A 14,864-nucleotide genomic window follows, 5' to 3' on the forward strand; every position below is an offset into this window, starting at 1 on the left:
TACATCGGCCTGTTGGGCGTGACATCAAGAATCGCAGATGGAGAGAACCGAAGTAGAGATGAGAAGGAAGGGGGCCTTTCGTGAGAACCCACGTCATGGAGCTGCAGGACGGGGACCGATTAAAGACGGACGTCTTTAATAACGCCGGTCTACACGTTCTGCCAAAGGGAACAAGTATACATAAGGAAGAAATTGCACTTCTGATTCGGCATAGCATCGATTATGTCGATATCGAGCTTAGGGAGGACGGTACGGTCCTTTCCCAGCTGGATCGATCCGATTTTCAGAAGCTGCTGAAGGATAATTTCGATTCCACAGTGAAAGGCTATCAGTCCATATTTCTGGAGGCGCTGACCACCGGGAAATTTAATCAATCGATGGTGGATGACAAGCTGAAGCCGATGCTGGAAATCATCGACCAGAAGAAGGATGTCGTCTCCCTGCTGATTACGTTCGGTGAAGAAGACGTCAACCTTTACAACCATGCCCTGCAAGTTGGGTTGTTGTCGTACTACATCGCATCCTGGCTCGGCTACAGCCGGGACGAGTGCTATGAGATCAGCAAGGCGGGCTGCCTTCATGATATCGGTAAAAGCAAAATCCGCCAGGAACTGCGCAATCACACCGGACCGTTGAACGAGGCGCAGTTGGATGAGATGCGGCGGCATACCCGCTATGGCTATGAGATTATCCGCGATTCCATGCCTGACGAGGTGCCCGCGCTCGTCGCGCTGCAGCATCACGAACGTGAGGATGGGACCGGCTTCCCGCAAGGGCTTAAGGCGGAAGAGATTCATCCTTATTCCAAAATTGTGGCGGTCGCCAACATGTACGTCGAGATGACGGCGCCGGACCGGTTGAAAGGCCGGCCGGGGCTGTTGGCCGTGCTCCGCGAGGTGTACGAGCTTGGCTTCGGGGAACTGAACGAGAAGGTCGTGCAGGCGCTCGTTCGCCATTTGCTTCCGCATTTTGTGGGTAAGCACGCCCGTCTGAGCAACGGGGAGACCGCGATGATCGTCTGGAACAATCCGAGCGATTATTTCCGGCCTTTGGTGAAGGTGAACGAACAGTTCCTCGACCTATCCGTCGAGCGCCAACTGACCCTGGAAGAAATTTTTATGTGATAACTTTTGGAAAAAGACGAACAGCCGGTTACCGCTACAAAGCGGTAACCGGCTGTTTTAGAATGAACTTTCGATATCGTTAGGAGAGCTGCACGCCCTGGATATGCTCGATAACCTTGCGGCGCAGCTCCGGTTTCACGGGGGATCCCTCCGCCAGTTCCAACGCCCAGAGGACGGCACCGGCAGCCGGAGGAACCTGGAGGAAAGTATAACGGCACGGAACCCGGGTAAATTGTTCCATCTTACGCCTGAAGCTGTCGAACAGCAACGGACTCTCGACCTTGACCCATACGGAACCGGCCAAAACGACGTCGACTTCCTGATCGTCATCGAAATTCAAATGCTTCAGGCAGCCCGCGGCGGAGCGGGCAAGCTGCTCCGCCGAGCGGTCAACGATCTCAAGCGCCGCGGAATCCCCTTGATCGGCGGCGCGGAACAAAATCTGAACCAGTTCCGTCGTGGGTAAGCTTCGCTTTACCGAGCCTTCCAGCACGGTTTCGATATAACCGGCTTTGGATGGAATGCGCAGCAGTTCCATGACCGGCTCGGTCATGGCCGTCTCGGGACCGAGCCGGTACAAGAAGTCGTACACCGCCCGCAATACGCGCCTGGCCAAATAGAACCCGCCGGCTTCGTCGCCGGACAGCTCGCTGCCGACCCCGCCGATCTGCAGGCGTTCCCCGGCAGGGGATATCCCTGCAGTGGACATCCCCGACCCGTTGATGGAGCAGACGCCGTAGCCTTTTTCACTCCCCGCCTTAATCCCGAGAAAGGCATCGTTATCGAGCGCAAAGTGCGTCATTCCCAGCCGCCGGACAACTTCGTTCAGTCTGGCTTTCTGCGGGGGGATATCCGCCCCCGCCAAGCCAAAGGAACCGGCGGTAATCGTCTGCGGGCTCAACCCGTGGGAGGCCAGCAACTGATGAAGTTGGTCTTTCATGGCCCGTTCGGCACCGGCATATCCGTCGGGGAACCGTTCGTGGCTGCACGTGCCGGTATGAAGATGATCGATATAATTGCCGTCCAGGTCAAACAGAAAATAATCCGTCTTGCTGTTCCCGCCGTCCACGCCGATCACATATTTGTTATTCATGGCCGGAACCTAGCTTTCGGGATAAAATTGAGGCAAATAAGCTTTGTGCGCTTCTTTCAACTCCTGGAAGCAGGCGTAGGCCGCATCGTAATCGCCGACCAGCGGATTCATGAGCAGGGCCCGCATCGCGGCGTCTTCGCTTCCCGTCACGGCCGCGGTCACGGTCTCGCGCTCGTAGGCTTTGACCATGCGCATATAGTCGATGATATGCCGGTTCTCAAAGCCCTCCACTTTGATGGGCTTGGCCCCGTCCCGTCCAATGACCGCCCGGACTTCCACGGCATCCGTATCTTCCATGAAATCAAGCGCTCCGTGATTCAATACATTCACGACGTGAACTTCCTGCTTGTCGTTGTAAATGGCATCCACCAGGCTGATCGCGACTTCGGAATAATTGGCCCCGCCCCGGGAGGACAGCAGCTCGGGCTTGGTATGCAGCGCGGCGTCGGAGTAGATTTGCAGGAGTTCTTCTTCGATCTGCACGCATTTTTCTCCGCGGCTCAGTTCGCTTGAGCGGAGAAGGTCCAGCTTTTTGTTCTTGAAATAATAGTATTCGAGATAGGAGGATGGGATGGCCCCGACCATTTGAATCAATTCCTTGCTGAACCCGCTCGAAGGAATATTCTTCATCGCCTCGCTGTTCAAGCCCATCTCGAGCGCCTGTTTGAGATAATCCTTACCATCTTGTTCAATCGCGGTGATCCAACTGAGGTGATTGAGTCCCAAATACGTGATCTCCGGGTGGTCCAACTGCAAGGTTTCACGAATACTCTTAAACATGTTGAAAGGAACGTTGCACAGCCCCAGCATGTTTATCTCGCTGTGATTCAGCAGAGCTTCCGTAAGAATGCCGGCGGGATTGGAGAAATTGATCAGCCAGGCGTCCGGACACAGTTCCTTCATCCGCTGCGCGATCCCCAGCATGACCGGTATGGTTCGCATCGCTTTGAAAAAACCTCCGATACCGCAGGTTTCCTGCCCGATTAGATTGTATTTGAGCGGAATCTTCTCGTCGAGGATTCGGGCGGCCAGCTTTCCGACACGAATTTGCCCCAGCACAAAATCGGCATCCCGAAGCGCTTCGTCCAGATCCGCCGTTCTGACGACACGGCAGGTCAGTTGCTCGGCCAGAATCATCCGTTCGCAGAGGCGGCCTACAATATCAAGCTTGCGGGCGTCAATGTCCATGAGAACCAGTTCCGTGATCGGGAGCGACTCCTTGCGCTTGAGGATGCCCTCGATCAATTCGGGCGTGTAGGTGCTTCCCGCTCCAATAATGGAGATTTTTAACTTTTTGTGCATGGAAACCATCCTTTGTTGTTATGACGTGAACTTCCAAACTTTTCGCGGCTATTATAGCATGCGGTTCTTAGAATCGACAATAAAAAACGTAAAATAATTTTATATTGAGTTAATAGTTTTGAAATAAAATTTTAAATTAAAGGACACGATTTCCAGAATTTTAGCTGAAATCGCTTGTTTTTTGCACAAAAAGCGCTTAAGATATGAATGCATATCATGGGACGTAAGGTTTTGGCAGAAGCCGCTTTCTATGATTTGGAGGATCTGGAGTTCATAAAGTAAGAGAAATCAATGAAGTGAGTAGGGAAGCTGCGATGGCGATTAATGATAATATCCTGATCAAAATCCGGGAAATGAAAGAGAACTTGACACCGGTAGAGCGGTTGGTGGCGGAGTACATCTTGGCCAATACGGAAGAAATTCCGCATTTGTCGATCAAAAGCCTGGCCCGTTTGAGCAAGACCAGCGACGCTTCCGTCCTGCGGTTCTGCAAAACGATGGGCTACAGCGGGTACCGCAACTTCATCGTGAGTATTTCCGCCGCCGTCGGCTCCATGGATGAGGACCGGAAGGACGGTTACACCGACATTCAGCCCGGGGACGACCTCAACACCATTATTTCGAATATTTCGCGGAACAACATGAAATCGATAGAAGATACCCTCAGCGTTTTGGACAGGAACGAGGTGGACCGGGCCGTCAAAGCGCTTCGGGCGAGCAACCGCATCGTCTTCTTCGGCGTGGGCGCCTCGGGGTTAATCTGTCAGGACGGCGAGCAAAAATTTTCGCGGATCAACAAAATGTGCCACGCCTACATCGACGCGCACAGCCAGCTTACGGCGGCGACCTTGCTGGGCAAGGGCGATGTCGCCATTTTCGTTTCCAATTCGGGCGATACGGCCGAAATTCTGGACACGCTGGAAGTGGCGAAGAAGAACAAAGTCAGCACGATTGCGATTACCCGGTACAACAAGAGCGAACTGGCCGACAAGGCGGATATTCTTCTGGGGATTTCAACGCCCGAAGTGACGATGCGCAGCGGAGCCATGGGCTCAAGAATCGCCATGCTTACCGTCATCGACATTTTGTTCGCCGGCGTGGCGAGCGCGGAGTATCAGAACGTAAAGAAGTTCCTCACAAAAACGCACAATATTCTCGCCTTCAAACATAGAAGCCGGAAATAAACCTGTGTAATCGGCAGAGTTATGGGCTGTCCCGAAGTCATCTCGGATGACGGAAGGACGGCTTTTTTTATCTCATGGACGAATTAAAAAAACAAAAAAATATTACATCATAAAATTTTATTTCAAAAACTATTGACGGCGTCAGGTTTGCCCAATTAATATAAAACCAAGAATTGAGGTCCCAATTCACCAGTGAGGAGAATGAATCGGCCATGGAACAATACTTTGCAGGACTGACCACAGAAGGAATCAACCCCGACACGCTAATGATTGACGAGTGCACGACCGAGCAAATGCTCCGGCTGCTCAATCAGGAGGATGCCAAGGTTCCTGCTGCGGTGGCTGCGGAAATCCCACAAATCGTCAGGGCGGTGGATATTCTCCATCACGTGCTTAAGCAGGGTGGCAGAATGTTTTATATAGGAGCAGGTACCTCGGGTAGACTGGGTGTGCTGGATGCCTCCGAATGTCCGCCTACTTTCGGTGTCGATCCCGCCTTGGTGCAAGGGCATATCGCCGGGGGAGACATGGCATTAAGAGTAGCCGTTGAAGGTTTTGAAGACAGCGCGGAGGAGGGGATAGCTTTAATTGAGCGCGTCGGCGTGACATCGCGGGATGCCGTGATCGGCATTTCGGCCAGCGGTTCGGCCAGCTTTGTCATTGCCGGACTGAAGAAAGCCGCCGAGTTGGGGGCGGTCACGATCGGGATCGTCAATAACAAGGGATCCCGGTTGGAGGAGGTATGCGATATCTGCATCGCGCCCGTGGTCGGCCCCGAAGTGATTATGGGATCGACGCGGCTGAAAGCGGGCACGGCCCAGAAGCTGGTGCTGAACATGCTGACAACCTGCACGATGGTTAAGCTGGGGAAGACTTACAACAACTTAATGGTGGATCTGAAGGCCAGCAACAAAAAGCTCTATGACCGTTCGATCCGGATTATCCGGATCGCTACCGGAGTCGATCCGGATACGGCGGCCGAATATTTGGCGAAGGCGTCCATGAATTGCAAACTGGCGATCTTGATGATCAAAACCGGACTGGACGCGGTCCAGGCGGAGCGGGTTCTTGAAGAAAGCGAAGGGAACCTGAAATCCGCGATCCGCACAACCAATCAAGTAAGATAACCGTTCGATAACCCGGGGGGAGGATTTTCAAATGAAAAGAAAAACGCATGTCCTGACTTCACTGTTGGCTTTCTCTATGCTACTTACCACCTTGACCGCTTGCGGGCCCAAAAGTAACGAAGGCGGCGGCGCAAACGCTGCAAAAGCCGGGAACGGGGAAGCGAAAGATACCATTACCGCGCTGCTTCCACCGGTTTCGGGGGAATTTCAGAACAATTTTGCCCAAATGGAGAAAGACTTTAATGCGCTCTACCCGAATCTTACTTTGAAAATCGAACCTGCCAGCTGGGAGGATATGACCCAGAAGCTCGACACGCAGGTCAATGCGGGAAGTCCTCCTGATATCGCTTTCATTGGCTCGGATGGGATTTCCAAGTACGTTCAACAGGGGATGCTGATGGATATCACCGAAACCGCGACCCCGGAAATGATCGCCGATTTTGATCCCGCGCCGCTGGAATATATGAAGAAAGGCGAAGGGCTCTACGGGTTCCCCGCTTATATGGAAGTACACGCGCTGGGCGGAAATAAAGAGTACCTGGAAGCCGCCGGCATCGACTGGAAAAACGTGCAGAAAAACGGATGGACTTACGAGGAATTCCGGGAAGCGATCAAAAAAGGTGTCGTCAAGGAAGGCAATACCACGAAACGGTACGGATTCGTGTTTGCTACCGCCGGCGTCACCGCGAAGGATTACTTGAACATTTTGATTAAAAACGCGGGAATGCCCGCCGCTTTCGACAAAGATTTGAAATATGCCTACACCAGCAAAAACTTCCTGGAAGTGCTGAAGGCGATCCGGCAACTCATCGACGACGGCTCGATGCCGAAGGAGCTCAGCTCCGTCGATGCCGGGAAACGTTGGAATATGTTCCTCACGGGCCAGACGATGATTACCGGGAAAGGGCTCGCCACCTTTGAAAACTCCGCCAAAAAGAACAACGAAAAGCTCAAAGCCAATGACGGAAGCGCCGTCCAAGGCAGCATCCCGGTGGAATATATCGTCCTGCCGGTACCGACCTTCCTGGGCGAAGAGCCGATTTCCAGCACCGTGGTTGACGGTTATGTAACCTTCCGCGGCAAAAAAGAGCCGACCGCCGAGCATAAGGCGAATGTGGTAAAAGCCGCGTATTTCCTCGCGAGCGGCAAGGTGGCGGCCACGACGAACAACGATCTCTTCGCCGCCCATATCACGAAGAGCGGAAGAGAAGCGGCCAAGAGCATGACGGTTGACCGGAATCCGGACAATGTGGCCGCCGTGGAAACGATGCTCTCGCATGCAAATCCGGCCCGGCCGGACATCCCGGTCGACCTTGGCGCCAAAGCGATCAAGATCGAGGACGCCGTGATTATTCCGAAGCTGCAGGCGCTTCTGGCGAACGAAATCACGCCGGAGGAAATGTACGAAGCGGTTAAGGCCGAGGCGATCGGTACCTTCGGTCAAGACGGAATTGTAAACGATTAGTCCTACCCATCGGGCAGTCGCGTAAAACCGATCCGGCTGCCCGATCCTTTTTTCGCAAAACGGTTGGAGAAGGAGTTTGGACATTATGGCTCACTTGGCAAAAGCACAGAATCCACCCAAGATCGGCAAGAAGCGCAAATGGAAAGGGGACGGCGCTTGGGCTTACGCGTTTATCGCCGTGGCGCTGGTCGTCTACGCCATGTTTACCGCCTATCCCGTGGTCAGCGCCTTTATTATCAGCTTTCAGGAGTACCGGCCGCTCGGCTCGGTGTTCATCGGCTTTGACAATTACGTAAACACCTTCAAAGATTCGCTCTTTTGGAAGTCCATCACGAATACCGTGGTATATACGGCCTTGACCGTCCCGGTATCCCTGTTTCTGTCCTTTGCCGTCGCGATCATGATTCTTCCATTTAAAAAGGGACTGCAAACGACGTTTAAAGCGGTTTACTACCTGCCCGCCGTCGCATCGGGGGTCGCTCTATCGGTCGTCTGGCTGTGGATTTTCGATCCGATGACCACGGGGATCTTGAACCAATTGCTGAGCGTGTTCGGCATCGCCAACCAGAACTGGTTGGGATCGAGCGCGACGGCCATGTTCTCCCTCGTGCTGATGGCCTGGCTGTCAAGCCACGGCACCAGTATCATTATTTATCTCGCCGCACTGCTCGGCATCGATACAAGCTATTACGAAGCGGCGGATTTGGACGGGGCTTCTTTTTTTCAAAAGCTGTGGTACATCGTGATCCCGTGCCTTAAGCCGACCACCTTGTTCCTGCTCGTGACCGGCGTCATCGGCTCGTTCCAGGTTTTCCAGAACGCTTATCTGATGACGGGCGGAGGCCCGGACAACGCGACGACGATGGTCGGACTGTTGATCTTCGACAACGCGTTCAAATACTTCGAGTTTGGCAAAGCCGCAGCACAATCCTTGATTTTGACGGTGATTATCGCCGGTATTTCCCTGATCCAATTCAAATTTCTCGGCAACGACGTTGAGTACTAGGGGGAGGAGAGAACGATGGCGCTATACAGTAATCATACCGGACACAAAGGCGTAAAGTTTGCCCGCAACACCTTCATGATCATCGTGCTTGTGCTCTTCGCGCTCGCCACCCTGTTTCCGATCTATTTCATGATTATTTCCTCCTTCGGCGATCCGGTGGAAGCCGGCGCTCTAAGCTATACGCTTTGGCCGACCAAGATTTCACTGGATTCCTACAAGTTCTTCTTCGATTACAGCGAATATTCCTACCGCTGGCTGCTGAACTCGCTGATCGTCGCGGGCAGTGTCACGGTATTCAATGTAGTGTTTGCTACCTTGGCCGGATACGCGTTCTCCAAAATCCGGTTTAAAGGAAGAAACGTGCTGTTCTTTATTTTGCTCTGCGCGATGATGATTCCTTATCAAGTTACCCAGGTGCCGCTTTACATTTTGATCGTGAATGTGTTCCAGATTCAGAATACGTACAGCGCGCTTATCCTGCCGGGGATCGTGACGGTCTATAACATTTTTCTGGCCAAACAGTTCATGTCGTCGATTCCGAATGAAATTCTGGAATGCGCCAAGGTGGAAGGGTGCAACCAGTTCCAGATTTTCATCCGCGTGATCGTGCCGCTGTCCAAAACGGTGATGGCGGTGATGGCGATCCTTACGTTTATGGATAGCTGGAACACCTTCTTTTGGCCGTTCCTGGTTACCAACACAATGGATATGCAGACCATTCAAGTCGGACTGAAAAACTTCCGTTTTGCCAATACGACGTATTTCGCCCCGATGATGGCGGGGGCCGCCATTTCGGCGATACCGATGTTCGTCCTGTTCTTCAGCCTGCAAAAATACTTCCTGGAAGGCGTTACCGTAGGGGCGGTGAAAGGATGAACGGGCGAAGCGCGACGGACGTCGGCACCCGCTATGCCGTGGGACTCATGTCCGGCACCTCCGTCGACGGGATCGACGCGGCGGTGGTGGAAATCCGCGGGGAGCCGGATCAGAAACCGCAAGTCCGGCTCGTGGCGTTCGAGAACGTTCCGTACCCCGCTCCAGCCAGGAAAGAGATCTTTGCGTTATTTGATCCGCAACAAGCGACGATCGACCGCGTCGGCCGGTTGAACGTTTGGCTGGGCGAACTGTTCGCGGAGGCGGCTCTGGCGGTGATCCGCAGGGCGGGACTGACGCCAAACGAGATTGCCTGGATCGGTTCGCACGGACAGACGATCCACCATGCGCCGGAATCGCACGTCAGAGAGGGCATCGATTTGCGTTATACAGTACAAATCGGGGAAGGGGCCGTGATCGCGGCCCGGACGGGCATTCCCTGCGTCTCCGATTTCCGCGTCGCCGACATGGCCGTCGGCGGGCAGGGGGCGCCGCTTGTTCCCTTTACGGAGTACTTGCTTTACCGGGAAGAACACCGGACCTTGCTGCTGCAAAATATCGGCGGCATCGGCAACATGACCGTCCTTCCGGCGGGCTGCCGGGAGGAACAGGTTTACGCCTTCGACACGGGCCCCGGCAACATGCTGATCGACGGGATCGTGTCCCGGCTGACTCTGGGCAGGCAGACGATGGATGCCGGAGGAGACATGGCCAAGCGCGGGCGCATCCATGACGGGCTGCTTCGGGAGTTGCAGCGGGAGCCCTATTATTCCCGGCCGATTCCCAAATCGACCGGGAGGGAGCTGTTCGGAGCGCCCTATATCGATCGATTGCTGGACTACCGGGAGCGGCACGGCCTTTCGGCCAAAGACCTCGTGGCGACGGTGACGCGGTTGACCGCGTGGACGATCGGCGAGGCTTACCGCCGCTTCGTCCGCGACCGGTATCCGGCGGACGCGCTGATCGTCGGAGGCGGTGGAAGCTACAATCCCGCGCTGATGGATTTCTTGAACGCCGAGATGGCACCGATGAACGTCGCCGTGCGGACCCAGGAGGAGATGGGCTGGAGCAGCGACGCCAAAGAGGCGGTGGCTTTCGCGCTGCTTGCCGGCTATACGCTGGCCCGGCGGACGAATAATCTGCCCGGCGTGACCGGGGCGGAGCGCCCCGTGGTGATGGGCAAGATCAGTTATTAAAGGCCGGCAGGTCAAAACCAAACCAGGCAGGGGGGATCGCGTCATGTTGATGACGTGGGAAGACCGCTTCATCCCCGGGGTTATCGAGCTATGGAACCGGGAAGCGGTGCGGGACGGTTATAAAGAGCTGACCGAGCAAAGTTTTAGAGGCATCTTTACGGACAGCCGCTATTTTGACCCCGAGGCGGCATGGGTGATGCTGGATCAAAGAGGAACGGTCCGAGGATTTGCCTGCGGGTGCACGGGTGACGACTTGCCGCTCGGAGAAACCGCGGGTTATTTGACTTGCATCGTGCTGGACGATGAGTTTCAAACGGAGGAGAACTACAGAGGGCTGTTGGCAGCCCTGGAGCGGCGTTTCCGGAGTTTGGGCAAAAAGCAGGCCGAAGTGCTGTTTTTTAATCCGATGCAACTGCCGTGGTACATTCCGGATACGCCGCGGCATGAGCACAACAATGCGCCCGGCGTCCCGGCGGGGAGCGGGCTGCACGGCTTTTTGCTCCGCGAGGGGTATGCGGAACGGGCGCAGGAATGCGGTATGTATTTGCCGCTCGGCGAATTTGCGATCCCGGAGGATATCCGGGCCAAGGAGCGAAAGGCGGCCGAAGCCGGATACCGGGTCGAACTTTATGATCCCCGGCGGCACGACGGGCTTGCGGAGATGCTGGACGGCTTCGACAATCCGCTGTGGAAGCGGCAGATTCCAGAGTACGCCGAAGCCGGCGAACCGCTGGTGATCGCGGCCTTGAACGGAAAGGCCGCGGGCTTTGCCGGCCCGGTCGTCCGGCAGGAGAACGGCCGCGGCTTTTTCGTTGGCATCGGGGTTCACTCCGCGCACGAAGGCCATGGCCTGGGCAGCGTTTTATTTTTCAAACTATGCGAGGCATTTCAACAGATCGGTACGGATTACATGTCGTTGTTTACCGGCATGACGAATCCGGCGATGCGGATTTACGAGAAGGCGGGATTTCGGAAGGTCAAAACATTTGCGGTCATGAGAAGGGAGTTCTAGCGATGAGCGAACAGGAACGGTTAACGATTCTGGCTATCGGAGGCCATGTGGGGGACATGGAATTAACCGCGGGAGGCGTGCTCGCCAGCCACGCGCTGAAGGGAGACCGCGTCGTCACGCTGGCGCTGACCGCCGGGGAACGCGGCGTTCCGGCCGGAAGGGATATGGCCGAGTACCGGGAGCAGAAGGTGCGGGAGGCGGCCGTTTTTGCCGAGATGCTCGGAGGGGAATCCATCGTATTCGATATTCCCGACGGCGAGCTGACGAACAGCGAAGAGATGCGCTACCGGGTGTGCGACGTCATCCGCGAAGTAAGGCCGAACATTATCATTACGCATTTCAGGAACAGCATGCACAAAGACCATATGACCACGCATTTGATCGTGAACGACGCTCGTTTCTTCGCCGGGCTGAGTTCGCTGGAGCGGGATCTGCCGGCGCATTTCGCTTCCAGGCTGTACTATGCGGAAAACTGGGAGGATGCGGTCGACTACAAGCCTTACGTGTACATCGATTTCGATCAGGAGGCCTACGACCTGTGGGTGAAGGCCGTGTCCCAGCATTGGTTCGTCACGGGAAGCGCTTCCTTTCCTTATCTGGAATATTACAAGCATCTGGCGCGCGTGCGCGGCATCGAAGCCCGGAAGCAGTATGCGGAGACCTTTATGGTTCCGGCGGAAACGATGCGCGTGCTGAAATCGGATTTGATGTAAACCAACGGTTTGCTATAACGTGCCGTTCAAGGGGAGGTTTGCGGTTATGGTCAAGAACGGGGTCGATAACATCATGTCGCATACCCGGCTGCTCCAAGGGAAGCGCCTGGGACTGATCACGTCGCCTACGGGGCTTACTTCCGGCTTTGTGTCCACCATTCAGGTGTTTAAGGAGCATTTTTATCTGGCCGCCTTGTTCTCGCCGGAGCACGGCGTGCGCGGAGATCAGGCGGCGGGGGCACTGGTCGATACCTATACGGACCCGCTGACGGGGGTTCCGGTCTACAGCTTGTACCGGAAAGAATCCAAACGGATGACGCCGGAGATGCTGGAGGAGGTCGACGCGGTCGTCTATGACATCCAGGATGTGGGCATCCGCTATTACACGTTTATTTATACGATGCTGTATGCGCTGGAGGATTGCGCCAGGACGGGCAAGCCGTTTATCGTGCTGGACCGGATCAATCCGCTGGACGGAGTCACGGTGGAAGGCAACGTCCTGAAGCCGGGATACGAGTCGTTCGTCGGGAATTATCCGCTTTGCGTACGGTACGGTTTGACCGCGGGTGAGGTGGCGACGATGGCGAACGATATGATGGGCTGGAACGCCGAACTGCACGTCATCCCTTGCGAAGGCTGGGACCGGCGCATGCTGTTTCCGGAAACGGGGCGGCTCTGGGTGCATCCTTCGCTGAATATCCCGCGGTTCGAAACGGCCCTGCTGTACGGCGGCACCTGTCTGTTCGAAGGCACGAACCTGTCGGAAGGGCGCGGCACGACGTTTCCGTTCGAAATGATCGGCGCGCCGTTCATCGAGCCGGAAAGCCTGGCGGCGGAGATGAACGCGCTGCGGCTGCCGGGCGTCTTGTTCCGTCCGGTGTATTTTAAGCCGACGACGTCGAAGTTTGCCGGGGAGCTGTGCGGGGGCGTGCAGCTTTACGTGACGGATGCGCGGGCGCTAAACGCCGTGGAAACCGGGGTGACGCTGCTTTATACGATTAAGCGACAGTACGAAGGCTTCTCCTACCTGCCGCCGGTCAAGGACAACGCCCGCCCGTTTATCGATCTGCTGTGCGGCGATAAGCTGTACCGCGAAGGGACGGTGCCGCTGCCGGAAATGCTGGAGCAGTTCCGGGAGGAGAGCCGGGTGTTTGCGAAGATGAAAGAGAAGTATCATCTCTATTCGTTGGGAGGCCGCGTATGACTGCATTGACGATGACAGTAAGGGAAAAGATCGGCCAACTGATTCTGACGGGCTTCTCCGCGCCGGAAATCACGGCCGATCTGCATCGCTTGGTTGCGGAGTACAAAATCGGCAACATCATTTTATTTTCGCATAATGTAGGCGGCGTGGAACAGTTAAGCCGGTTATGCGGCGAGTTGCAAGCGATGATCGTCAAGGAGACGGGGCGGCCGGCGCTGATCTCGATCGATCAGGAGGGCGGCCGGGTCACACGGTTGCCGGACGAAGCGACGAACGTACCGGGGGCGATGGCGATCGCCGCTGGGGGACGGCCGGAGCATGCTTACGCCGCCGGGCGGATCACGGCCCGCGAGCTGCGGGCGCTGGGGATCAACTTCAATCTGGCGCCGGTGTTGGACATCAACAACAATCCGCACAATCCGGTGATCAATGTCCGTTCTTACGGGGACACGGCGGAGACGGTTGCGGAGTACGGTCTGCAGATGCTCCGCGGTTTGCGCGACGGCGGCGTGCTCGCGGCGGTCAAGCATTTTCCGGGGCATGGCGATACCGCGGTCGATTCGCACCTCGGCCTGCCGGTCATCGGCAAAACGCTGGCCGAGCTGGAGGCGTTGGAGCTTGCGCCGTTCCGCCGGGCGATCGAAGCCGGCGCGGAAAGCGTGATGACCGCGCACATCCTGTTTCCGGCGCTGGAAGCGGAGCGGGTGCCGGCGACGATGTCCCGGACGATCGTGACCGGCTTGCTGAAAAACGAGCTTAAATTTGACGGTCTGATCGTTTCCGATTGCCTGGAGATGGATGCGATCAAGAAGTTTTACGGCACGGCCCGTGGGGCCTTGGGGGCTTTGAAAGCCGGAGTGCACATGGTATTCGTCAGCCATACGCCGGCGCTTGTCATCGAAACGGTGGAGCTGTTGGAGCGGGCGGTTCAATCGGGCGAACTTCCGATGGAGGTTTTGGATGAAGCGGTAGCGAAGGTGCTGTATTATAAACGTAAGTATGCCGCGGTTGAGCGGGCCGGGCGGGACCTGTCCATAGTCGGCTGTGCGGCCCATCGCCGCTCGGCCGAGCAAATGAGCCTGGAGAGCATTTGCCGCGTTCGCGGTGAATTGCGACGGGTGGAACCGGGGGATCCGCGGACGATATTTCTCGGCAGCTATCCCTATCGTTCCGACCTCGCCTCCAGCAGCGTCAATGCCTCATTTTCGTTTCCGGAGACGTTGGGACGAATGTTCACGGCGGCGCATCAGGTGATCGGCATCGATCCGGAGCCGGATGAAATCGAAAGGATTGCCGCCGATGTGCGATCCTATCCGCATGTCGTCATCGGATTATACAACGCTCGGGAAAATGAGGGCCAGTTGAAGCTGGTTCGCCGTTTAAGAGAGCTGGGGCACCAAGTTACGGCGGTGGCGCTGGGGCGTCCTTATGACTTGGAGCTGTTGCCGGATGAAGTATGCGGTCTGGCCGCCTTCGAGTATACGCCGCTGTCCGTGATGTCGGTCGCGCGCGTTTTGGACGGATCGGCCGAACCCGGCGGACGATTGAGCATCGCTCTGAGATAA

General features: G+C 55.9%; 13 protein-coding genes. 11 read left to right on the forward strand and 2 right to left on the reverse strand.

Annotated elements, in window-relative coordinates:
• Positions 1–80 precede the first annotated feature (80 nt).
• Positions 81–1,124 (forward strand): HD-GYP domain-containing protein, encoded by a 1,044-nt coding sequence (locus FRY98_RS12295; protein ID WP_148452100.1) that lies wholly within the window; start codon positions 81–83, stop codon positions 1,122–1,124.
• 79 nt (positions 1,125–1,203) lie between these two features.
• Here the strand turns inward: FRY98_RS12295 and FRY98_RS12300 are convergent, their stop codons facing one another.
• Both FRY98_RS12300 and FRY98_RS12305 read right to left on the reverse strand, forming a co-directional pair.
• The gene (locus tag FRY98_RS12300) at positions 1,204–2,217 is read right to left on the reverse strand and encodes an N-acetylglucosamine kinase (protein ID WP_148452102.1); all 1,014 of its coding nucleotides are present in this window, start codon (positions 2,215–2,217) and stop codon (positions 1,204–1,206) included.
• Between the two features lie 9 nt (positions 2,218–2,226).
• The gene (locus FRY98_RS12305) at positions 2,227–3,519 is read right to left on the reverse strand and encodes a 6-phospho-beta-glucosidase (protein WP_148452104.1); all 1,293 of its coding nucleotides are present in this window, start codon (positions 3,517–3,519) and stop codon (positions 2,227–2,229) included.
• A 314-nt stretch (positions 3,520–3,833) separates the two neighbouring features.
• Between FRY98_RS12305 and FRY98_RS12310 the strand changes: the two genes are divergently transcribed.
• From FRY98_RS12310 to FRY98_RS12355, 10 genes are all read left to right on the forward strand, one after another.
• Entirely contained in the window at positions 3,834–4,703 is an 870-nt protein-coding gene (locus tag FRY98_RS12310; RefSeq protein ID WP_148452713.1) for a MurR/RpiR family transcriptional regulator, read from the forward strand.
• A 212-nt stretch (positions 4,704–4,915) separates the two neighbouring features.
• Complete coding sequence (murQ, locus tag FRY98_RS12315; protein ID WP_148452106.1) at positions 4,916–5,830, forward strand: N-acetylmuramic acid 6-phosphate etherase; 915 nt, start codon at positions 4,916–4,918, stop codon at positions 5,828–5,830.
• A 31-nt stretch (positions 5,831–5,861) separates the two neighbouring features.
• Positions 5,862–7,295 carry an ABC transporter substrate-binding protein gene (locus FRY98_RS12320; protein WP_148452108.1) on the forward strand — a complete coding sequence of 478 codons (1,434 nt, stop codon included), beginning with the start codon at positions 5,862–5,864 and terminating at the stop codon, positions 7,293–7,295.
• Positions 7,296–7,380: 85 nt separating this feature from the next.
• Positions 7,381–8,301, forward strand: a complete 921-nt coding sequence (locus FRY98_RS12325) for a carbohydrate ABC transporter permease (protein WP_148452110.1) — start codon at positions 7,381–7,383, stop codon at positions 8,299–8,301.
• Between the two features lie 15 nt (positions 8,302–8,316).
• Entirely contained in the window at positions 8,317–9,177 is an 861-nt protein-coding gene (locus FRY98_RS12330; RefSeq protein ID WP_148452112.1) for a carbohydrate ABC transporter permease, read from the forward strand.
• Positions 9,174–10,370 carry an anhydro-N-acetylmuramic acid kinase gene (locus tag FRY98_RS12335; protein WP_148452114.1) on the forward strand — a complete coding sequence of 399 codons (1,197 nt, stop codon included), beginning with the start codon at positions 9,174–9,176 and terminating at the stop codon, positions 10,368–10,370. Before FRY98_RS12330 ends, FRY98_RS12335 begins: the two co-directional genes overlap by 4 nt.
• Positions 10,371–10,413: 43 nt before the next feature.
• Complete coding sequence (locus FRY98_RS12340; RefSeq protein ID WP_148452116.1) at positions 10,414–11,382, forward strand: GNAT family N-acetyltransferase; 969 nt, start codon at positions 10,414–10,416, stop codon at positions 11,380–11,382.
• A 2-nt stretch (positions 11,383–11,384) separates the two neighbouring features.
• Positions 11,385–12,095 carry a PIG-L deacetylase family protein gene (locus FRY98_RS12345; protein WP_148452118.1) on the forward strand — a complete coding sequence of 237 codons (711 nt, stop codon included), beginning with the start codon at positions 11,385–11,387 and terminating at the stop codon, positions 12,093–12,095.
• 46 nt (positions 12,096–12,141) lie between these two features.
• Positions 12,142–13,299, forward strand: a complete 1,158-nt coding sequence (locus tag FRY98_RS12350) for an exo-beta-N-acetylmuramidase NamZ family protein (RefSeq protein WP_148452120.1) — start codon at positions 12,142–12,144, stop codon at positions 13,297–13,299.
• On the forward strand, positions 13,296–14,864 hold the full coding sequence (locus tag FRY98_RS12355) for a glycoside hydrolase family 3 protein (RefSeq protein ID WP_170287077.1): 1,569 nt from the start codon (positions 13,296–13,298) through the stop codon (positions 14,862–14,864). Before FRY98_RS12350 ends, FRY98_RS12355 begins: the two co-directional genes overlap by 4 nt.

It is taken from the genome of Paenibacillus faecis, from assembly GCF_008084145.1.
GTDB lineage: Bacteria > Bacillota > Bacilli > Paenibacillales > Paenibacillaceae > Fontibacillus > Fontibacillus faecis.